This is a genomic window from Exiguobacterium sp. HVEsp1, assembly GCF_002009685.1.
Lineage (GTDB): Bacteria > Bacillota > Bacilli > Exiguobacteriales > Exiguobacteriaceae > Exiguobacterium > Exiguobacterium profundum.
On sequence record NZ_KV917367.1, the window covers coordinates 2,575,422 to 2,595,358 of the forward strand.

At 48.8% G+C, this 19,937-nt stretch carries 20 protein-coding genes; 3 read left to right on the plus strand and 17 right to left on the minus strand.

Annotation, left to right across the window (positions count from 1 at the left end; translation table 11 throughout):
- Window positions 1-39: 39 nt before the first annotated feature.
- On the plus strand, window positions 40-1,128 hold the full coding sequence (gene tnpB / locus BV910_RS13135; RefSeq protein WP_078147686.1) for an IS200/IS605 family element RNA-guided endonuclease TnpB: 1,089 nt from the start codon (window positions 40-42) through the stop codon (window positions 1,126-1,128).
- A gap of 116 nt (window positions 1,129-1,244) precedes the next feature.
- On the opposite strand, the gene BV910_RS13140 is transcribed toward tnpB, so the two are convergent.
- The 12 genes from BV910_RS13140 to BV910_RS13200 all read right to left on the minus strand — a co-directional run bounded on the left by BV910_RS13140 (window position 1,245) and on the right by BV910_RS13200 (window position 13,170).
- Window positions 1,245-1,793 (minus strand): GNAT family N-acetyltransferase, encoded by a 549-nt coding sequence (locus BV910_RS13140; protein ID WP_078147687.1) that lies wholly within the window; start codon window positions 1,791-1,793, stop codon window positions 1,245-1,247.
- Window positions 1,794-1,824: 31 nt separating this feature from the next.
- Complete coding sequence (locus BV910_RS13145) at window positions 1,825-2,667, minus strand: TVP38/TMEM64 family protein (RefSeq protein WP_078147688.1); 843 nt, start codon at window positions 2,665-2,667, stop codon at window positions 1,825-1,827.
- A gap of 137 nt (window positions 2,668-2,804) precedes the next feature.
- On the minus strand, window positions 2,805-4,400 hold the full coding sequence (locus BV910_RS13150) for a CTP synthase (RefSeq protein ID WP_074035670.1): 1,596 nt from the start codon (window positions 4,398-4,400) through the stop codon (window positions 2,805-2,807).
- A gap of 248 nt (window positions 4,401-4,648) precedes the next feature.
- Window positions 4,649-5,128 carry a DNA-directed RNA polymerase subunit delta gene (rpoE, locus tag BV910_RS13155; protein WP_074035668.1) on the minus strand — a complete coding sequence of 160 codons (480 nt, stop codon included), beginning with the start codon at window positions 5,126-5,128 and terminating at the stop codon, window positions 4,649-4,651.
- Window positions 5,129-5,564: 436 nt separating this feature from the next.
- A complete protein-coding gene (locus BV910_RS13165; RefSeq protein WP_012727407.1) occupies window positions 5,565-7,691 on the minus strand; it encodes a heterodisulfide reductase-related iron-sulfur binding cluster in 2,127 nt (708 codons plus the stop codon).
- A 92-nt stretch (window positions 7,692-7,783) separates the two neighbouring features.
- Entirely contained in the window at window positions 7,784-8,500 is a 717-nt protein-coding gene (locus BV910_RS13170; RefSeq protein ID WP_078147689.1) for a hypothetical protein, read from the minus strand.
- A 7-nt stretch (window positions 8,501-8,507) separates the two neighbouring features.
- On the minus strand, window positions 8,508-9,026 hold the full coding sequence (locus BV910_RS13175) for a GNAT family N-acetyltransferase (RefSeq protein WP_078147690.1): 519 nt from the start codon (window positions 9,024-9,026) through the stop codon (window positions 8,508-8,510).
- A 168-nt stretch (window positions 9,027-9,194) separates the two neighbouring features.
- Complete coding sequence (locus tag BV910_RS13180; RefSeq protein WP_078147691.1) at window positions 9,195-9,623, minus strand: hypothetical protein; 429 nt, start codon at window positions 9,621-9,623, stop codon at window positions 9,195-9,197.
- Window positions 9,623-10,039, minus strand: coding sequence for a YwiB family protein (locus BV910_RS13185; RefSeq protein ID WP_078147692.1), 417 nt, complete (start codon window positions 10,037-10,039; stop codon window positions 9,623-9,625). The genes BV910_RS13180 and BV910_RS13185 overlap by 1 nt, the downstream gene beginning before the upstream one ends.
- 51 nt (window positions 10,040-10,090) lie before the next feature.
- Window positions 10,091-10,651, minus strand: coding sequence for a GNAT family N-acetyltransferase (locus BV910_RS13190; protein WP_078147693.1), 561 nt, complete (start codon window positions 10,649-10,651; stop codon window positions 10,091-10,093).
- A gap of 34 nt (window positions 10,652-10,685) precedes the next feature.
- Entirely contained in the window at window positions 10,686-11,348 is a 663-nt protein-coding gene (locus tag BV910_RS13195; protein ID WP_078147694.1) for a Type 1 glutamine amidotransferase-like domain-containing protein, read from the minus strand.
- A gap of 118 nt (window positions 11,349-11,466) precedes the next feature.
- Entirely contained in the window at window positions 11,467-13,170 is a 1,704-nt protein-coding gene (locus BV910_RS13200) for a glycoside hydrolase family 13 protein (RefSeq protein WP_078147695.1), read from the minus strand.
- A gap of 213 nt (window positions 13,171-13,383) precedes the next feature.
- Here BV910_RS13200 and BV910_RS13205 point away from each other — a divergent pair, with 213 nt between their 5' ends.
- Both BV910_RS13205 and BV910_RS13210 read left to right on the plus strand, forming a co-directional pair.
- On the plus strand, window positions 13,384-13,848 hold the full coding sequence (locus BV910_RS13205; RefSeq protein ID WP_078147696.1) for a GNAT family N-acetyltransferase: 465 nt from the start codon (window positions 13,384-13,386) through the stop codon (window positions 13,846-13,848).
- A 47-nt stretch (window positions 13,849-13,895) separates the two neighbouring features.
- Window positions 13,896-14,660: a MerR family transcriptional regulator gene (locus BV910_RS13210; RefSeq protein WP_078147697.1), complete on the plus strand. Its 765-nt coding sequence runs from the start codon at window positions 13,896-13,898 to the stop codon at window positions 14,658-14,660.
- Between the two features lie 9 nt (window positions 14,661-14,669).
- Here the strand turns inward: BV910_RS13210 and BV910_RS13215 are convergent, their stop codons facing one another.
- The 5 genes from BV910_RS13215 to BV910_RS13235 are packed head-to-tail and all read right to left on the minus strand — an operon-like array spanning window position 14,670 to window position 19,930.
- A complete protein-coding gene (locus BV910_RS13215; RefSeq protein WP_078147698.1) occupies window positions 14,670-15,320 on the minus strand; it encodes a hypothetical protein in 651 nt (216 codons plus the stop codon).
- Window positions 15,321-15,324: 4 nt separating this feature from the next.
- A complete protein-coding gene (locus BV910_RS13220) occupies window positions 15,325-16,074 on the minus strand; it encodes a hypothetical protein (protein WP_078147699.1) in 750 nt (249 codons plus the stop codon).
- Between the two features lie 33 nt (window positions 16,075-16,107).
- Window positions 16,108-17,238: a glycosyltransferase family 4 protein gene (locus BV910_RS13225; protein ID WP_078147700.1), complete on the minus strand. Its 1,131-nt coding sequence runs from the start codon at window positions 17,236-17,238 to the stop codon at window positions 16,108-16,110.
- A complete protein-coding gene (locus BV910_RS13230; protein WP_078147701.1) occupies window positions 17,226-18,551 on the minus strand; it encodes a nucleotide sugar dehydrogenase in 1,326 nt (441 codons plus the stop codon). Before BV910_RS13230 ends, BV910_RS13225 begins: the two co-directional genes overlap by 13 nt.
- A gap of 26 nt (window positions 18,552-18,577) precedes the next feature.
- Window positions 18,578-19,930, minus strand: a complete 1,353-nt coding sequence (locus BV910_RS13235) for a phenylacetate--CoA ligase family protein (RefSeq protein WP_078147702.1) — start codon at window positions 19,928-19,930, stop codon at window positions 18,578-18,580.
- Between the last annotated feature and the right edge of the window lie 7 nt (window positions 19,931-19,937).

Genomic DNA, 19,937 nt, shown 5'->3' on the forward strand with positions numbered 1-19,937 from the left:
AGGATACATCACGATCTTCTGGAGGGAGGAGGGACGGACATGCTGAAAGGTTACACATACAGGCTCCACCCGACGCCCGCACAGGCCGATTTCCTCATCAAGACGATCGGCTGCGCCCGGTTCATCTACAACAAGCTGCTCGAGGACCGCATCGCCATCCGCGATGAGGCGAAAGCGGGGATCGTGACGAGACGGAAACCGGCGACACCCGCCTCCTACAAGCCACTGTTCCCGTTCCTCGCCGAGGCGGACAGCCTCGCGCTCGCGAACGCAAAGCTGAACCTCGACACCGCGTTCGCGAAGTTCTTCGCCGGGACGGGCGGCTTCCCGGCCTTCAAATCGAGACGGCGGTCGCGCGCCTCCTACACGACGAACAACCAGCACGGTACGATCCGCATCGAGAACGGCAAGGTGAGACTTCCTAAAATCGGGTTCGTGCGGTTCACACAACATCGCCCGTTCGAGGGCGTCATCCGGTCGGCGACGGTCTCGATGACGAGGACGGGCAAGTTCTTCATCTCCATCCTCGTCGAACAGGACGATGCACCATGGATTCCAGTCGAGCACAAAGTCGGGATTGATCTCGGCCTGGAACATTTCGCCGTCATGACGAACGACGCGATGGTCTCGGAGAAGATCGAAAACCCACGTTTCCTTCGTAAGTCCGAAGAAAAGGTCAAGAAGGCACAGCGCGCGCTGTCACGCAAGAAGATCGGAAGCAAGAATCGTGAAAAAGCCAGGCTGATCCTCGCCAAGAGACACGAGAAAATCGCCAACCAACGCAAGGACTTCCTTCACAAGCTGTCGAGACGGATCGTTGACGAGAACCAAGTCATCGTCGTGGAGACATTGAAGTCGAAGGACATGATGAAGAACCACAAGGTCACCAAATCGATTGCAGATGTCAGTTGGTACGAGTTCGTCCGACAACTCGAATACAAATCAAACTTCTACGGACGGACGCTCATCAAGGCAGACCCCTGGTACGCATCGACCCAAATCTGTTCTTCTTGCGGCAAGAAAGGTCAGAAGAAGACGATGGATGTCCGTGAATGGACGTGTGCCTGTGGCGCGCACCATGACCGTGACATCAACGCGAGCATCAACCTGTTGATGTTGGCCGACTGACAACCCTTCAGGGCAGGGACTGCCCGACGAGCTTGGTCCATAACCGTGGCGGTAGGAGCACGGTCTTTCCAAGAAGCTCCCACTTCAATTTGCAAAGCAAATAAGTGGTGAGTAGTTCACATAGACGGCGTACCTGTCTTCATCCATTCTTCGCGTAACATACCCATCCGAATCGAATCATAGCGCTTCTCGTTCACGACACGCACTTGACGGATTCGACCTTCGAGTTGCATCCCTACTTTTTCAGCGACCCGCATCATCCGTTCATTCCCGGACCACGTCGTCAAGCCGACACGGACAACGGGTAGCGTCTCAAATAGATGCTCGGTCCATAAGCGAAGGGCACGCGTCCCGACACCACGATTCCAGCGGTCGGACTGATGCAGGATGATGCCCATCTCGAGCCATTCTCGTCCGGCATCTTCGAAATAGTAAGAAACGGTCCCATATACGGTTCCATCGACCTCAATGACCCACATGTCTTTTTTTTGAATGAGCGACTGCTCGATTTGCTGAAACTCTTCGTAGGACATCGCCTTATGTTCGAAGTAAGGAGCGTCCCATTGTTTCCACTCCGGTGTTGCATCCCGGTAAATCAATTCCCATAGTCGGACTAAGTCTTGTTTTTCAATCGGTCGAATGACCACTTCTTGATCTTGTCGCATGTTGTCTTCCTCTCTATAGATCGTCCTTACTTTATTCTTGTGTCCCGTTCGAATCTCCTTTTTTTCGTTTGCGCCAAATGAACGCAAGAATCAAGACAATCACACTTGCCATGACAGAAGCGATCGCGATTGGACTCGAATCGGTCATAAACAATTGTCCGATGGAGACAGAGTAGGCAAGTCCGAACGACGTGACGAGTTTTGCCCCGAACGCGATGCCCGCAAAACGCGGGAATGGCACGCGACTAAACCCAGCAGCGAGACAGATGACCTCATCCGGCAAAATCGGAATGATGAACAACACGAGCAATACACCAAGACCGTATCGATCGACATATCGATCGTATGTCTTCAGTTTCTCTTCATCGACCCAACGAATCATGCGTCCTCGGCCAAACCGGGCCAACCCATACATAACAAAGATGCCAAGCGTAGTCGAGATGCTTCCGACTAAAGCCGCACGAAACGGTCCGAGCGCGACACTCCCAATCGGCACACTGACCGCTTCCGGGACCGGCAAGGCAATCGGTTGTAAAAAGCTAAATGCCGAAAACACCCAGACCGCCTGTCGTTCATATTGTGCTAATAGACGATCCAATCCGTATGTGTCATAAAGGACGAGTCCGAACGAGACATAATAGACGAGAACGAAAATTAAGAAGAGCGAGAACGTGATCTTCCACATCTGCTTTAGGATGACGTTCGAGCCGTCCCGAATCGCCCGAAGTAACCCGACCGAGAGGGCGAGTAAAACAACACCTGTCCAGCCAAGTTGATACGGCAATAAAAGGGAAGGCAAGACGACGAACGGCAACAGACTGAGCGCGACAAGCCCTAATCCATATCCAAGATAAATCGAATGTCGTTCTTTCATGTGCCCTCACCCTCTCCCCGTTCTATTTCTAGTGTACCCACAAAGTGATAGGGATGTATCCTGCCGAAGGCGCTTTCCCTCTCATGCTTTTGACGTAGAAAAACCACGGTCCGCAATGGACCGTGGCTTTCAATCACTTATTCTCCAAGTGATGCTTGGATGAAGTCATGGAATAGACGTTGTGGACGTTCTGGACGCGAAATCAATTCTGGGTGGAACTGTGATGCCACGAACCACTTGTGTTCTGGAATCTCAATGATTTCTACGAGACGACCGTCTGGGCTCGTACCTGAGAACTTGAAGCCTTCTGCTTCAAACGCTTCACGGTATTCGTTGTTGAATTCATAACGGTGACGATGACGCTCGTATACGAGTTCTTGATCGTATGCCGCATGCGCTTTCGTCCCTTTTTCGAGTTTACATGGATAAAGTCCAAGACGAAGTGTGCCCCCAAGATCCTCGATATCTTTTTGCTCTGGAAGAAGGTCGATGATCGGATACGGTGTCGACGGATCGATTTCTGCAGTATGTGCGCCGTCCAACTTCAAGACGTTACGGGCAAACTCGACCGTCGCGAGTTGCATCCCGAGACAGATTCCGAAGAATGGGACGTTGTTTTCACGAGCAAAACGTGTCGCTTCAATCTTCCCTTCGATTCCACGCTCACCGAATCCACCTGGAACGAGGATTCCGTCCGCATCGCCGAGGATGTCTGAGACGTTTTCAGCCGTCACGTCTTCCGCGTTGACCCAGTCGATGTCGATATCCGCGTTGAACGCATAACCCGCATGTTTGAGTGCTTCCGCGACCGAGATATACGCATCACGCAATTCGACATATTTCCCGACGAGTGCGATTTTCACTTTCTTCTCAAGGTGTGTGACCGTGTGGACGAGTTCTTTCCAAGCCGTCATGTCAGCAGCCGGTGAATTGAAACCGAAGTAGTCGTTGACGAGTTGGTCCATTCCTTGTTTTTGAAGGTTGAGTGGTACTTCATAAAGTGTCGATGCGTCTTGCGCCTCGATGACCGCTTCTTTGCGTGTATCACAGAAGAGGGCGATTTTTTCACGCATGTCTTCTGGGATATCGTGCTCCGTACGAAGAACGATGATATCCGGTTGAATTCCGTAGCTGCGAAGCTCTTTGACACTGTGTTGTGTCGGTTTTGTCTTCATCTCACCTGCTGCGCGAAGGTAAGGGACGAGTGTACAGTGGACGTACATGACGTTCTCTTTCCCAATGTCATTCTTCACTTGGCGAATGGCTTCGATGAACGGAAGGGACTCGATATCCCCGACTGTTCCACCAATCTCTGTAATGACGACATCGGCGTTCGTCTCGCGTCCTGCACGGAAGACACGGTCTTTGATTTCATTCGTGATATGCGGAATGACCTGAACCGTCCCACCGTTATAGTCTCCACGACGCTCTTTCTTCAAGACAGTTGAATAAATGCGCCCTGATGTGACGTTCGCGTTTTGCGACAAGTTGATGTCGATAAAGCGCTCATAGTGTCCGAGGTCAAGGTCAGTCTCAGCGCCATCATCTGTGACGAATACTTCTCCGTGTTGATACGGGCTCATCGTACCTGGGTCAATGTTGATGTATGGGTCAAACTTCTGAATCGTGACGTTGAGTCCTCGATTTTTGAGTAGACGCGCGAGCGAAGCTGCCGTGATCCCTTTACCGAGCGAAGATACTACCCCGCCTGTTACGAAAATGTACTTTGTCATGTTTCTTTCTCCTCTCTTGAATACCAACCATCGGGAAACGAAAAAACAAAAAAAGCAAAAGTGCCCCCGAAAATGGAGGACACTTTTGCTGCATCGTTACGTGCTAAACTAGCCCATGACTAATTTACGCCAGAGACGATGCAGTCGTCAAGATATTATTTTTTCTTTTTTTCAAGTCGATGAACACGACTAAAAAAGAAAAAGAGACACGCCTAGCCGGGCGCGATGCCCGGCTTTTTTGCGGTCTCTTATAAATCATCCTCGTCTTCGATATCGAGGTCGTCGTCCAAGTCATCGTCCTTGAAATCGTCAAGGCCTTCTACTTTTTCTTCTTCGTCCTCATCATCGAATTCAGATGAATCGTAATCTTCAACTTTTGCGAATACATCCAAGTCATCCTCGATATCGACGATGCCTTCGTCTGCTTCTTCGAACTCTTCTTCGAATTCGTCAAGTTCACCACGTTGACGTGCTTCGATGACGAGATCCTCATCCGACTTATCGAATGGGTACCAAACACGAAGCGCCCAACGGTTTGCTCCTAAGTTGACGAACAACCCGTCGATGTTCAAATCGGTGTAAAGTTGTGCGATTTTCTCGAGTTCTTCCTCTTCACTCGCAAACGTATAGTTTTGTTTGATTTTTTCGCGAATCTCATCAAAAGAAACAGGCTGTTCGCCAGTTTCTTGGAGAAGTTCATAAACGAAATCAATCAACGATTTATTCATTAAAGGACACTCCTTTTCCGTCACTAGTTAAACATCACTCCTCATTATAAACAAAAGCGATATGAAAAAGCTAGGGAAAATTATGATTCATGTATTCTACTCGGACGAACTCGGAACCAGTACAGGCTGATTAATCCAATATTGAAAATCCACGTAAGTCCTAGAACACCGAACATCCATGCTTTTGGAATTTGAAACGATAATTCCTCGTTTACTGTCTGCCCAACGTACAAACCGTATCCTAACAACCTAATCATTAAGAAGGGTTTTCGCCGTCGTCGCCACCGATGTACGCACACTTGCAGAGAACGAAAAACAACTGAGCAGTCAAATCAATGCGCTCATTCCTGAAAATGAGACGAACATCGCGGCCCTCCTCGAGCAAATGGGGCCGAAAAACAAACAAGGCACGGTCCGCGGACCGTGCCTTGTTGTATTATTGGACAACTGGTTCTGGAATCTCGATGGCCTTCAGCGAGCGATCGAGCAATTCGACGACATCGAACGTGCCGACGGTCTCATCAACTTCTTTCGCTTTCGTTCCATCTGATAACATCGTCAAGCAGTACGGACATGCCGAACCGATAACAGTCGGTTTCGTCTCAAGTAACTGTTCTGTCCGAGCCACGTTGACACGTGTCCCGACTTTTTCTTCCTGCCACATGAGACCGCCACCCGCTCCACAACACATACCGTTTTCACGGTTACGTGTCGCTTCGACGAGTTCGACACCCGGTATGCGTTCTAGGACGAATCGCGGTGCATCGTAAATGCCGTTATAACGACCAAGGTAACAAGAGTCGTGATAGACGACACGTTCATTCACTTGAAGGTCTGGTTGGATTCGACCCGTATCGAGCAACTCTGCGAGCAACTCCGTATGATGATACACTTTCACATCAGTCAAACCGAAGTCCGGATACTCATTTTTGAACGTATTGTACGCGTGCGGGTCGACCGTGACGATTTTCGTCACCCCATACTTCTCGAACAACTTAATGTTCGCTTCGGCGAGTTCTTGGAAGAGCAACTCGTTTCCGATTCGACGTGGAGTATCCCCTGAGTTCTTCTCTTCATTTCCGAGAATGGCGAATGAGACGCCCGCCTTGTTCAACACGCTCGCAAAGCTCTGCGCGACTTTTTGGCTACGGCTATCGTAAGACCCCATCGCGCCGACCCAGAAGAGATACTCGAATTCCTCGCCTGCTTTTTTCTTCTCTTTCGCCGTCGGGATGACGAGCTCTGTATCCTTACGCCAGTTCTCGCGTTCTTTCCGGTTCATTCCCCACGGGTTTCCTTGACGCTCGATATTGGCGACCGTACGCTGTGCCTCAGGGTCCATCTTCCCTTCCATCATGACGAGGTAACGACGAAGGTCGATGATTTTATCGACGTGTTCGTTCATGACCGGACACTGGTCTTCACAGTTACGGCAAGTCGTACAAGCCCAGATTTCTTCTTCCGTGATGACGTTGCCGATCAACTCGTCTGCGACGAGCATATGACCGTCTTGCGCAGCTGCTGCGATTTCAGCACCTTGCGTGTTTTGGAACATGAGTGCAGGTGCCCACGGTGATTTTCTCGTGACCGCCGCGCCTTTCATATTCATATGGTCACGAAGTTTGACGATTAAGTCCATCGGCGACAACATCTTCCCAGTCCCTGTTGCCGGACAAACATTCGTACAACGTCCGCATTCGACACAGGCGTATAGGTCGACGAGCTGCTTCTGGTTGAAGTCTTCAATCTTGTTGACCCCGAAGACGATCTCTTCATCCGACTCTTCCGCTTCTTCCATCGCTGAAAAATCGACAGGTGCCAAGCGACCGACTTTGTGTGTGCGCCCGAGCCAGACGTTGAGCGTACCGGCGATCAAGTGCGCGTGTTTACCTTGCGGGATGTAGACCATGAAGCTGAGTAAGAATAAGAGGTGCATCCACCAAAAGACGACGAACAAGGCGAAAGCGACCGGACCTGGTACCCAAGCAAACGCTGAACCGATGAGTGTCGCGACCGGTTCGCCCCACATTGGAAGCTCTTCCTTATAGACGAGGTAAAACCCGTTCCCGAACAAGACGGAAACCATCAACCCGCCGATGAAGATGAGGGCGAGACCTGCTAAAAAATTTCGTTTCAAGCGCACGAGCTTCTCGACGTAACGACGGTAGAATCCCCAAACGACCGCGACGAGAATCATGAGCATGACGATTTCTTGCATGAACGTAAAGATTGGATAGAGGGGACCGAGCGGGATATGAGGGAAACGTGTTCCGACCGCTAGTCCTTTCCAAATGAAATCAATCGCCCCGAATTGGACGAGGATGAAGCCATAAAACATCATGACGTGAATGGCGCCACTCTTCTTATCCTTCAACAGTTTCTTTTGACCGAACACGTTGATCATGACCTGTTCGAGTCGTTCTTTGTTCGTTTGGCTCCATTCTGCCTTCTTCCCGAGCTTGATGAACGTATAACGCTGATGAACTAGCGTAGCAAATAAATACACACCATAGCCGAGGACGAGCAAGAATAGAATCCAGTTGACGATTAAAAATGTAGACATCCCCAAAACTCCCCCTTTTGAAAACGGATTCAATCTTGAATTCAGTATATCAAATGATGAATGAACAGTCATTCATTTTTATGAAGTTCTCATCAGAAGTTTAGAAGATGTTTCAATATGAGCAATAATCCCCCATAGCTGCACACGGCCAATACGAACGTGCGGAAGTGCAAATTTCGGTCGGATGGCAGTTCAAACTTCACGATATTGAGAATCATCGCCCCGGCCACAAAGGCAAAACAGAGCGCTTCGACGTGCGCCGCCAAGTCAATCCAGCGTGAAAAGAACCCACCAAGTAAAATCCCACCACTCAACAAATAGCGTCCTTGTCGCATGTAACGTTCACCATAATGACGATTTAAGTCATGACCGAGCGCTAAAAAATGCACACCGAGCGCTGTCGCATAGAAACTTCTCGCAACGAACGTCACCGAGTCGGCTGTCACCACGTACGCCGAGAAGGTCATATAGGCCGTGAGGAGTGTCACCTGTAACCAATACGAAACGGCCCGGTCGACCGCCTCATCTTGAAAGTGAGGGGTACGAACGAACCGCATGGTGCCGTAAAACAACGTGAAACCGATGAGACTGACGATATAGATTTCTGAAGGTAACGCCAAATTCAACCAATCGACACGAAGCGTGTCCTGGCGTTTGTTCAGGGACGGCAAAAGATACATGAAGAAGTACGTGATGGCGATGCCGCTCGAGAAAGAGAACCATTTTTTCGAAGGAACGGTCTCTTCCCGGAACAAATAGATGCCGAAGAAGTTAATCAGCGCCAAATAGATGATGATCCAGTTCGCCATCTCGTCCTCACCCTTTCAAGTCAATCCAAAACCGCTCGACGACTGTCCCGTCTTCTTCCGTATACGGTGTGTCCGCAATGCCACCATTGTTTAAAATGACTTGACGGGAAGCGATATTTGTCCGGTTACACGTGATGAGTGCCCGCTCGATTCCAAGTTCTTTCACTTTCTCAAGCGCAAGTTGCAGTTGGATGGTGGCGAATCCACGCCCGCGTGCGCTCGGTTTCACCCCGTACCCGACATGCCCACCAATCTTCAAAAGTGATTCATTCAACTCGTGACGAATGTTCGCCGCCCCGAGAAGCTCTTCTCCATCTGTGAGCCAATACGTCGTGCTCGGGACCCAGCCTTCCTCTATGTTCTCACGTAACTCTTTCTGACGTAATGTGTTGACGTACGCCTCGAAGTCTGTCGTTTCACGGTCCACCGAGGTCGGGACAATCCGCTCATCCCGCTCGTACCATTCCTCTAAAAATGCGAGAATCTGTTCTTTTTGATCGACAGACGTCTTGATTAGTCTTAACATCCCATTTCCCCCTTTATTCCTTTCCATTCGTGTTCTCTAAATTGATTTCCTTGTTCCTTCATCTTAGGGAACGCACAATTGAAATAAAATAGACGTTCTCGTCAAAGTTTGTCCCCTTTCAGGCATGAAAAAAAGTGCCACCTTGTTCAGATGACACTTTCGGTATGCTTATCCTTCGAGTCCGAGACGTTGCGGCATGTGTGGAGCAAGTTGTCTCGCTTCTTCTAACCGTCCTGCCTCGACGAGCGTATGGAAATGTAAAAACTGTTCGTGCGATGCATCACTGATGGCTGCCAAATAATCGACGTACCGATCGTAGACCGCTTTGTCTTCTGACCGCGCCTCAATAAGTGCGATGTACAGGCGAACGGTGTCTTCCCCGTAAAGGAGCGGGAACTCATCGTTCAATTGAAGCAATTTATCAATCGAATTGACATCGACCCCGTTCTCTTGGTCGTAATGCATGATAACTTGTTCAGCGTGGTCCTCGAGGCGACCGCGCCACTCTTCGTACTCTTCTTCGTTCGTTTCGAGCATCTCGAACCAGTCTTCGTTCAACATCTCTTCAATCTTGTTTACGCGTTCTGTAAAGTTCATCAGTCTTCTCCTCCTTCAAATGTCCACGTGACATGTACTTCATATATGCCAACATCTTCTTCATTCATGGACAACTCATATACGAACGTACATGATTCTTCCGAGACATCGAGGCGCGATGTCGTCGTCGCCATCGTCATCGACATATATGGATTCTTGTATAAGCTTTGCGTGAAGCGACCTTCGATGAAGGAGTGGTTCATCTCAATCGGTCCCTTACAAATCAGCGCCAATCGTTCCGGCGTGTACTTGATTGTCGTCGGGACCGCCCCGTCCTCTTGTTGTTGGTCAAACATTAAAATAAAGCCAGTCTTCAATGGATAGTATAAACCGTCTGCCGAGAGCTCGATTGACTCTGGCATGTCACTCATCCGTGTTGTTTGCTGGACACGCACGCGAAGTGGTTCAATCGCCATGCTCATCCCCCTTTCCGTCAATTCATCGTACCATATGTGGTAGGAGTCGTTCTATCGACGGCGCTTCGTTTTCACATAGACGAGATGGTCTACCCAATCTTCGTTCTCAAAGATAAACCCTTCTCTCGTGCACTCATACGACATGCCGACACGCTCCGCGAGACGAATGGATGCTTTATTATCGAGATTGATATGTGCCTCGATTCGTTGAAAGTTCAAGTCGTCAAAAGCAATACGCATCGCCAGGTCGACTGCTTCTTTCCCATACCCCTGACCCCAATGTTGATTATGAATCGTATACCCGACCCTCCCCCATTGAAACGCATCTCGCGCCAAGGTAGAAAAATCCACCATGCCGAGATGTATCCCATCGTCAAGCCGGAAAACGGCGAAGACATGTGCCTCGTCTTCAAGCGCAAGTGCCTGATGATTGTCGACTAGCTGGTCAAACCAAACGGACGTACAGTCGCTCATGTCTAATTTCCCGGGATCGTACACGTGTTGCGAAATACGACGATTTGTAAAGCCGCTTAACCACGCGTCATAATCTTGTTTCTCTAACGGTCGTACGATGATTCGATTCGTTTTTCGTTGATGAGTAAATCGGTTCAATCTCTCATGTCCCCTTCCTATTGCTTTTATACAGTCAGAAAAACTTCTTCCAATTCCCTTCCGAAATCACATCGACCTTCCCATCCTTCACGCGAATCGCCGTCTCGTCGTCAATCGCATAGGCCGGCGACTGTAATGTCTCCGCCCATTCTGCAGCATCTCGTGACGTGTTCCCCGGTAACATGTCATGGTCGAGATGTGGAAAGATCGAGAAGTCGACAAACCCTAACGTCTCATCGCTCTGCTCATCGGATGCGCGCCATCCGACAAACGCTTCTCCGATTCGTGGCGTCATCACCATACTCCCCGCACTCAATCCGACGTAGACACCTTTCCAGGACGGGAGCAGCGAGGCTACCTCTGACTGTTTCATCCAATGGTAGAGAAAGAGCGGATCGCCCCCATTCACCAATAATACGTCTGCCTTATCAAACGCCGGTCTCCACACCGACTCATCGATACTCGGGAGTGCGCTCAGTTCGAGCACCCCAACCGACTTCCAGCCCAACTCACACATCGGCGTCGAGAAATCTCCGTTGAAAAAGTTCCATGCGTGTTTCGTTCCCCCGTTCAACGCATAAATGGCTGTTGGGATACAGAGTGCATTACACTCTTCAATCGGCTTGTCTAATAACTCGAGAAGTGCTCGTTTGATGCTTTCGTTCTTAATACCTGCTGACGTTAATAACAGTTTCATTTACGTTTCCTCCTTCTCATCTCCCTATAAGGAGTTCGCATGAGTCGCCGTTATCCCCTTTTTCCAACAAAAAAGGCCGTAGACGAATTTTCGTCCACGACCTTGAAGTTCTGAAAAATTAGCTAATTTTATACACGCGACCTTCGAACGGTTTCAAGTGAAGGAGCGATGATTCCGCATCGCCTTCAACCGGCATGTTGCTCAAGACGACATCTTGCGCACGAAGTGTCTGATCCATATCAAACATCGTCTCTTTCGCCGTCAAGTTCGTGACGACGAGGTACTGCGTGTCACCGAGCGTACGCGTATACGCATAGACTTCCGGGTGTTCCGGCAAGACGACATCATACGCCCCGTAAACAAACGTCTCATTATCTTTACGAAGTTGAATCATCTCTTTATAGAAGTTAAAGATTGAGTCCTCATCTTTAAGCTGTGATTCGACGTTGATATCCGTATAGTTCGGGTTGATGCCGACCCATGGCTGCTCTGCGAACGTGAATCCGGCGTTCGGGGCATCACTCCACTGCATCGGTGTACGCGTGTTGTCGCGTGACGAGTTCCACGTAATGCGCATCATCTCGTCATGACTCTTCCCTTGTTCGACACCGATATAGTAGCGGTTGCGTGTCGCGATGTCATCATATTGATCAATCGAATCGAATTTGACGTTCGTCATCCCGATCTCTTGACCTTGATAGATAAACGGCGTCCCTTGCATGAGGAAGTACATCATCGCAATCGACTTCGCGCTTTCTTTCCAGTAACGTTCATCGTCTCCCCATTTCGAGACCGTACGCGTCTGGTCATGGTTTTCGACGTAAAGGGCGTTCCATCCATCGGCCTCAAGTCCTTTTTGCCATTTCGTCAACACGTTCTTCAAGTGAACGACATCGAGTTTCGAATCGACATCTTCACTCCAAAGGTCCATGTGTTCGAATTGGAAGACCATGTTCATCTTCCCTTCCTTTTCACCGACCCATAGATGGGCATCGTCAGGTGAGACGCCGTTCGCTTCACCGACCGTCATGATGTCATGTTTATTGAACGTCTCGTCACGAAGCTCTTCTAAATAGTCGTGAATTCCGTCCACGTTCATGTGCATCTCGAACGACGGTACAAAGTCGAGGTCGTTCGGGTTTGGCAAGTCGGCGAACGTCGGGTTCTTGCGAATATGGCTGATTGCATCGACACGGAACCCGTCGATCCCTTTTTCGAGCCACCAGTTGATCATATCGTATACCGCTGTACGCATCTCAGCATTTTCCCAATTGAGGTCCGGCTGTTTCTTCGAGAAGACATGCAAGTAGTATTGCTCCGTCGTTTCATCGAATTCCCAAGCCGAGCCACCAAAGATCGATTCCCAGTTATTCGGCTTCGACCCGTCCGGTTTTCCGTCGCGCCAGATATACCAGTCGCGCTTCGGATTGTCTTTTGAGCTCTTCGATTCAATGAACCAAGGGTGCTCATCCGACGTATGGTTGACGACGAGGTCGAGCAACAGCTTCATACCGCGCTGATGCACTTCGTCCAATAAGCGGTCGAAGTCTTCCATCGTACCGAACTCGTCCATGATATCTTGATAGTCACTAATGTCATAACCGTTATCATCGTTTGGCGATTTATACATCGGGCAAATCCAGATAACATCAATACCGAGGTCTTTCAAATAGTCGAGCTTATCAATGATTCCTTGAATGTCTCCAATTCCGTCCCCATTCGCGTCATAAAAGCTACGAGGATAAATTTGATAGGCGACGGCTTCTTTCCACCAGTTGCGTTTAAGCGTTTGTGTTTGTTGTTCTCGTTGTAAAAGTTGCATGTGATTTAGATACTCCTTATCCCAAAACTCACTGCTCATCATTTATACTTATCTTATTCGTGCTGTGAACTTTATATCATTAGCGCAATCGTTTGCACGATGCAATAAATTTATCTTACCAAAAAACATTCGATGATACAAAGATGTTTCATCAGCATACTCAACGTGTACCCTACACGATTTTGAAAAGAAATGAAAGCGAGGTGCTTCATCATGTTTCGATTTGCCACAATGGAGGATTTTTCAGCAGTCGATCAATTGATTTTAAAGAAAGCAAAAGAGTTCCAAGTAGCCGGAAAGTCGCAATGGGTCAAATATTTAGAGCCGAGTCGTTCCGACTATGTCCGTCACGATTTGACGAACGGGACGGTGTTTGTCTACGAACGAGATCAACAAGTCGTCGGTGCCGTCAGCCTGATTCCTCCGACTGACTGGGACCATAATCTATGGGACGACCCGGACGGTGCCGTCTACTTGCATCGACTCGTCACAGACTCGAGTGCAAAAGGTGAACGCATCGGGGAACGTTTGATGCAGCATGCCTTAGCAAACACGTCTTCGACCATTCGATTGGACTGTGTTGCCGATAACGCCTTCTTAAATAACTACTATCCTCGGTTCGGTTTCCACTATATCGGCGAACGAAATGGATTCTCACTGTTTGAAAAAAAGGCTTGACCTTGACGTGACGTCAACCTTTACGCTTTGACTAAGGAGGTGAAGGGATGTATTCGATTCAACAACTTGCGTCACTCGCTGGAACGACAACGCGAACGCTTCGACATTATGACGCAATCGGTCTTCTCATTGCGAACCGTGACGCCAACGGCTATCGGCGTTATTCTTCGCGCGATGCGGAACGGTTGCAACTCATCTTACTCTATCGCACGCTCGATGTTCCTCTCGATCAAATCGGAGAATTGCTTGATTCAACGACGTTCAACCGGATTGATGTGTTAAGTGGACATATCGAGGCGTTGCGACAGAAAGCAGCCTATTTCGCTCAGCTTGCCGAGACGGCAGAATCGACCCTCACCTCACTCAAAGGAGGGATTCCAATGGATGACAAGTCATTATTTGATGGATTATCTTATGAGGAGATTCAAGCTCACGAGGCGAAACATCAAGAGGAAGTGCAGAAACGTTGGGGAGAGACTTCAGCTTACAAGACAGCACAAGAACGTGCGCAGAAGCGATCGAAAGCGGATTGGGAACGCATCAATCAAATGCAACTCGATTTGATTGCGCCACTCGTTGATTTATTTCGTTCACAAATCGCAATCGATGACGACCGAGTTCAATCGATTGTGAAAGACAATCATCTGTTCATCGACACACACTTTTACGACTGTTCACTCGATATGTTCAGTGGACTCGGACAGATGTATGTGACGGATGAACGATTCACCGCATTTTATGATCGCTTCGAGCCGGGGCTCGCTGCGTATTATAACGAGGCCATCCAATACTATTGTATCGCGAACAGTTAAGTCCAAGCCTCAGGCTTGGACTTTTTTTCGTCGCTCGGTGTCTTCTTGCGGTCCTATTTGAAGATGTTTTTGTAACATCGGGAGACTCGTCGCCAAATAAATATAAGGGAAGGTCGAGAAGTTGTCCGTTCCACCTGTATAGATTACTTCACTCGTTAGTGGGGTCCATCCTTTCTTCGTCCACTGGCAAAGTCGAACTTCTTTTCTCGATGTGTGGTTATGGAATCCCCAATATGCTTCTCGTTGTCCCACTGCCATCGATGGGGTGATGGTTAAGATGGGACAGTTCATTTCTTGTAACAATCGTTCGTTCATTTCCGCAACTTCGTACATGATGATGACGTCCGGTTGCAGGTGTCGAATCGTATGTTCCGCTTTTTTATCTTGTAAGGAAACGACACGCGTCATACGCTGTTCCGGAATCGAATCGTCACAGAAAGCATACCGCGACTGCAACTCCGCGATTCGTTCTCGACTGAACCTCCGCATTATGGGAGTCAGGAAGGAAATGTACGATTGTGTCAGAAGTTCTTTCCACGTGTTGACATGAGTCGGTGTCGGACCATCTTCCATGATCACATGTGTGACGCCTAAATCCCGTATCGCTTGATAGACAAGTGTTGAACTCCAGTGGTCGCCCGTGCAGAGTACAACTCGCATTTTCTCATCTCCCTCCACTTTGGTTTGCGGTTTGACGCATCTCTCGGACCGCCACATCAAATGAACCAAACATTTGTTGAATGTCTTTTAATGTCGGACGATTGCCCTTTTCTTTTTGCCACACTTCATAACCCCATGGCGAGAGAGCGGTCAAATGTTCATCTGCCTCGTGTAGCGCGTCCATCATTTGCTTCTCCGTGAACAGCTCTCGCGTTGAGATGCCAATCTCGTCTAACGCTTGGGACCAAGACCCGAAACGCCTCACCACTTTCGTGATACTCGGACGTTGGTTCTGCTTGGCCCATTTGGCATAAGCGGTCGACGTCAATGGATGAAGCTCTTCATTGGCATCAAGTAACGATTGGATGATTTCACATTTTTGATCGAACGAGATGATACTCTTCAAATTCGCCTCAATCAGTGCCACTTTCCACGATCCGAACTGAATGACGACCTCTGTCAACGTCGGTGCATCATTGGTCATGGCCCACTTTCGATAATCGGCACTATTGAATGAATCATGCTCTTTCGCCGCTTCACGAAGCATTTGAATCATTTCCTTCTTTGTGAACCGTGGCGTTTGCTGTTCCAACCCAGCCAAACGCAGTACATTCGACCATGATCCGTACATTTCCAATAATTCCACCACGGTTGCCCCGCCGTGAATCTTTTGCCATTTCTGATACATGTAGATGGTGAGGCGACCGTCCGAAGAAGCCTCTTGTAAGTGATCAATCAGTTGTTGCTTTCCCATGTCGCCTCCCCCTTACGTGATTGACGTATCGGTTCATCCCACTTCACGGCTACTAATTTGTGCGAACAGGTGAAGTTGACGACTTAAAATTTTCGTTTCGTCAAATTTTTCTTCGACCACTTCGCGACCACGTTGCCCGAATGAATAACACTGTTCAGGATGTTCAATGAACCAGCGCATCGCCAAGGTCAGTGCCTCAGGTCGACCGACGGGAACGAGAAAGCCGGTTTCCCCATCCGTGACTTCTTCTCGACAGCCACGGATATCGGTAGCGATGACAGGTAATCCGGACGCCATGGCTTCAAGAATAGAGCGTGGCAATCCTTCACGATAAGAGGGAAGTAAAAAGACGTCGTGTGCTGCAAATAAAGAGGGGGTATCCCGAACGAATCCGGCGTAATGAATCTGTGGATTTTGGGCTAAATGCGCCTCGACTTGTTTCGCCGTCTCTTGATCACGTTCACTCGTCATCAACTCTCCAGCAATCGTCAACGTCGCGTTCGGATAGCGTTTCGTCAGTTCATCGAACGCCTGAAGTAAATCTAGGATTCCTTTTTCTTGAACGAGCCTTCCGACAAACAAGAACTTTAAATATTCTGGGGAAATGTGTTTCTCTGTCGGATAAAATCGATTTAAATCAATCCCGTTTCCGAGATGCATCAATCGTTCGTCCTCTTTGAAATGTCTTGTTTTAGCGAGTGAGTAATCTTCCTCGCTTTGGAGCAACAACCAATCGGTCGCTAATGCCGCGAGTGATTTCTCTAACCAGAAGACGAGTTCGTATGCGATTCGACCCATTCGTTCGTGAAAGTAAAATCCATGTGCGGTATAGAGAATATGTGGTGTCCTGGCAATGCGGGCCGCGACTCGTCCTAACGCTGCGGCCACCGGGGTGTGGACGTGAATGGCATCATATTTTTCGCGGCGCAATAACCTCACCAACTCTTGAATGGTCTGTAGATTACGCTTCGGGCTAAACTTTCGATCGATTGGCAACGTATGAATGACCCATCCTTCGTCCCGAAGACGATCCGTCCGATCACCGTAAGCACACGCGACGTCGACTTCGTGTCCTTCCGCCTTCAGCGACTCAATGAGAGGACGTAGCAACACATCCGCTGTCATATCGACAGCGCAGAACTGGAGAATCTTTAAAGGCGCCATAAGTGCACCTCCTCCGGCTTCATCGCGCGATCGAGCATGCCTTTCAAGTCAATGACGATGCCACGACCTAACTTCAGCTGGCGTTTCGCAATCGTCCAACCCTCTTGAACGAATTCATCGTGAGACACGGCATAGATGACGACATCCGCTGGTTTTAAGTCACAGTATGATTTGACGTCGATTCCATATTCGCGGCGTACCTCTTCCGAATCGACGAGCGGGTCACACACTTGCACTTCTAAGCCGAACTCCTCGACCTCTCGAATCAAGGAAGCCACTTTCGAATTGCGAATATCACTGACGTTCTCTTTGAAGGACATCCCGAGGACCGTCACACGTGCTCCGAGAATGGCCATGTTTTGACTAATCATCGTTTTAATCAGTGATGTGGCGACGAAACGTCCCATCGTCTCGTTGATTCGACGACCTGCTAAAATCACTTCCGGATGATAACCAAGCATTTCAGACTTCATCGTCAAATAGAATGGGTCGACGCCGATACAATGTCCACCGACTAGACCTGGTCGGAAATTTAGGAAGTTCCATTTCGTCCCAGCAGCCTCTAACACCTCGAGCGTGTCAATGTTCATGCGATCGAAGATGATGGCCAATTCATTCATCAACGCGATGTTCAAATCGCGCTGTGTATTCTCGATCACTTTGGCCGCCTCAGCCACTCTAATCGAGGAAGCGCGATGAACGCCGGCATCGACTACCGTCTCATAAACAGCCGCTACCACATCGAGTGTTTCTTCATCCTCGGCAGCTACGACTTTTTTGATTGTGCGGAATGTATGCTCACGGTCGCCCGGATTAATTCGTTCTGGAGAGTAGCCGACTTTAAAATCAATCCCGGCCCGGAGACCCGATGTTTTTTCAAGTAATGGGATACACTCTTCCTCTGTCAGTCCCGGATAGACCGTAGATTCGTATACGACAATCGTGCCCGGTCGCAAATGCGCCCCAACAGCACGAGTCGCGCTACAAATCGGTCCTAAATCTGGTTGATTTTGATCATTGATCGGTGTCGGCACAGCCACGATAATGAAATCCGCCTCTTCAAGTTTGGCGACATCCGTCGTATATAAGACCGCTGCTTGCTCAAGGTCTACTGATTCAACTTCTCGCGTGCTGTCGAGATGAAGGGTAAGCTCATTGATACGCGTTTCATTGATGTCTACTCCGATGACGTCTCCTACGCCACCTAACGCAACAGCGACAGGGAGTCCGACATATCCTAGTCCGACAACAGCTACCTGACGATTGGCAATGGTTTTTCGTGTTGTACGTGATTCTGAGATGAGTTTATCCATGTCCATCTGCCTCCTGAGATTCGGAATTATGCGGTTTTATCAATCACAATGAGTTTTCCATTCGGTCCCCGAGGAATCGATTGCACGGCGGTCAACGTAATCACGACCTCTTTGCCGAACAGTAGTTCAAGCTCGCTCCTCATAATCTCTTCATGTTCTGGCTTGAAACGTTCAAGATCCGGGACGTATTTTAATTCGATATGATACAAATCATGTTGCCGATACTGCGTTTGGATGACCGAGTTGGGTAACACTCGGACAACGGTCGTCAAATCTCCTTCGTAGATTTTTTGTTTGTTCGGAGTGAGTACATAATTGCTTTCGCGTCCCTCAATGGAAGTGACGAATGTTCCTCCCTGTCCACAAGCACATGTCCCCTCTCCAATTTTCATCCGATCGCCAATCCGGTAACGAACGAGCGGTGTCCCATGGGTCGTAAAGCTCGTCACTAAAATTTCCTCGTGATCCCCATACGACTCGATCACGCCTGTTTCGTGGTGGAGATGCATATTGCCATGAGTACATTCCGTTAAAATCGGCGCGCCTTCAGAAGACGCGTACTGATCAAATACCGGGGCATTAAACGCCTCTTCTAAGATGGCTCTTCCTTGAGGCGTAATCGTTTCGGCAGTCGGAAAAATAGCCAGTAATTGAAATTCAAGTGGAACCTGATTTTCTTTGATGTATTTCGCGATTTCAATCATGGCAGACGGTGCACTGTCTAATACGACTGGCTTGAATCGATTTAATGCGTCGATGTAATGAGGGATGGTCTGAGGATTGACATGATAGAGCGAGAATAGCAGTTGATTGAGCGGTCGATTGTAGCGCCAAAATACAGGTTTTTCTTGATTTGGATTACAAATTTTCCGTCCTGTGAAACTCGCTCGTTTCATTCCTCTGACAAACCCGTGTTGCGCTTTGAAAAAGTCGACGTGGGCCATACGTCTTTGATAGTCTTCTTTCGTAAAATGAACTTGTAGGGACGTCCCTGTCGTTCCACCGGTTCGTCCAAGAATGTCTGTTTTGATGTTCGAGTGGATGTCCGGATTTTTCCGAACTGTTTCTTTTTCGAGGATCGGGATGCGCTTCAACTCTTCCATCGATTGAAGGGGAAGAACAATCTCATTTTCTTCAAACAGTTTTTGATAATATGCATTGTGCGTCGCACAGAATTCAAGAAACGCATTGAGTCGCTTCAACTGATCGGCTGCGACAAGTACCCCATCTTTTGGACGATTGGCTAAAACGACTAACTCACGCTCATATGTGCGTCCGTACCGTTCTTGCCATAGTTTCATTCCATACAATGTCGTCATCCATTGTTGTAATCGAATCGGTGATCTCATGTATAAATCACGAAGCGCAAACCCTGCCATGGTGTAG

Excerpts from the sequence above, each read along its gene's own strand:
- BV910_RS13175 (WP_078147690.1), bottom strand. The coding sequence starts at position 9,026 with ATGTTAAGACTAATCAAGACGTCTGTCGATCAAAAAGAACAGATTCTC.
- BV910_RS13195 (WP_078147694.1), bottom strand. The coding sequence starts at position 11,348 with ATGAAACTGTTATTAACGTCAGCAGGTATTAAGAACGAAAGCATCAAA.
- BV910_RS13210 (WP_078147697.1), top strand. The coding sequence starts at position 13,896 with ATGTATTCGATTCAACAACTTGCGTCACTCGCTGGAACGACAACGCGA.
- BV910_RS13215 (WP_078147698.1), bottom strand. The coding sequence starts at position 15,320 with ATGCGAGTTGTACTCTGCACGGGCGACCACTGGAGTTCAACACTTGTC.
- BV910_RS13220 (WP_078147699.1), bottom strand. The coding sequence starts at position 16,074 with ATGGGAAAGCAACAACTGATTGATCACTTACAAGAGGCTTCTTCGGAC.
- BV910_RS13145 (WP_078147688.1), bottom strand. The coding sequence starts at position 2,667 with ATGAAAGAACGACATTCGATTTATCTTGGATATGGATTAGGGCTTGTC.
- BV910_RS13185 (WP_078147692.1), bottom strand. The coding sequence starts at position 10,039 with ATGGCGATTGAACCACTTCGCGTGCGTGTCCAGCAAACAACACGGATG.
- BV910_RS13170 (WP_078147689.1), bottom strand. The coding sequence starts at position 8,500 with ATGGCGAACTGGATCATCATCTATTTGGCGCTGATTAACTTCTTCGGC.
- rpoE (WP_074035668.1), bottom strand. The coding sequence starts at position 5,128 with ATGAATAAATCGTTGATTGATTTCGTTTATGAACTTCTCCAAGAAACT.
- BV910_RS13140 (WP_078147687.1), bottom strand. The coding sequence starts at position 1,793 with ATGCGACAAGATCAAGAAGTGGTCATTCGACCGATTGAAAAACAAGAC.
- tnpB (WP_078147686.1), top strand. The coding sequence starts at position 40 with ATGCTGAAAGGTTACACATACAGGCTCCACCCGACGCCCGCACAGGCC.
- BV910_RS13180 (WP_078147691.1), bottom strand. The coding sequence starts at position 9,623 with ATGAACTTTACAGAACGCGTAAACAAGATTGAAGAGATGTTGAACGAA.
- BV910_RS13235 (WP_078147702.1), bottom strand. The coding sequence starts at position 19,930 with ATGGCAGGGTTTGCGCTTCGTGATTTATACATGAGATCACCGATTCGA.
- BV910_RS13225 (WP_078147700.1), bottom strand. The coding sequence starts at position 17,238 with ATGGCGCCTTTAAAGATTCTCCAGTTCTGCGCTGTCGATATGACAGCG.
- BV910_RS13205 (WP_078147696.1), top strand. The coding sequence starts at position 13,384 with ATGTTTCGATTTGCCACAATGGAGGATTTTTCAGCAGTCGATCAATTG.
- BV910_RS13230 (WP_078147701.1), bottom strand. The coding sequence starts at position 18,551 with ATGGATAAACTCATCTCAGAATCACGTACAACACGAAAAACCATTGCC.
- BV910_RS13165 (WP_012727407.1), bottom strand. The coding sequence starts at position 7,691 with ATGTCTACATTTTTAATCGTCAACTGGATTCTATTCTTGCTCGTCCTC.
- BV910_RS13200 (WP_078147695.1), bottom strand. The coding sequence starts at position 13,170 with ATGCAACTTTTACAACGAGAACAACAAACACAAACGCTTAAACGCAAC.
- BV910_RS13150 (WP_074035670.1), bottom strand. The coding sequence starts at position 4,400 with ATGACAAAGTACATTTTCGTAACAGGCGGGGTAGTATCTTCGCTCGGT.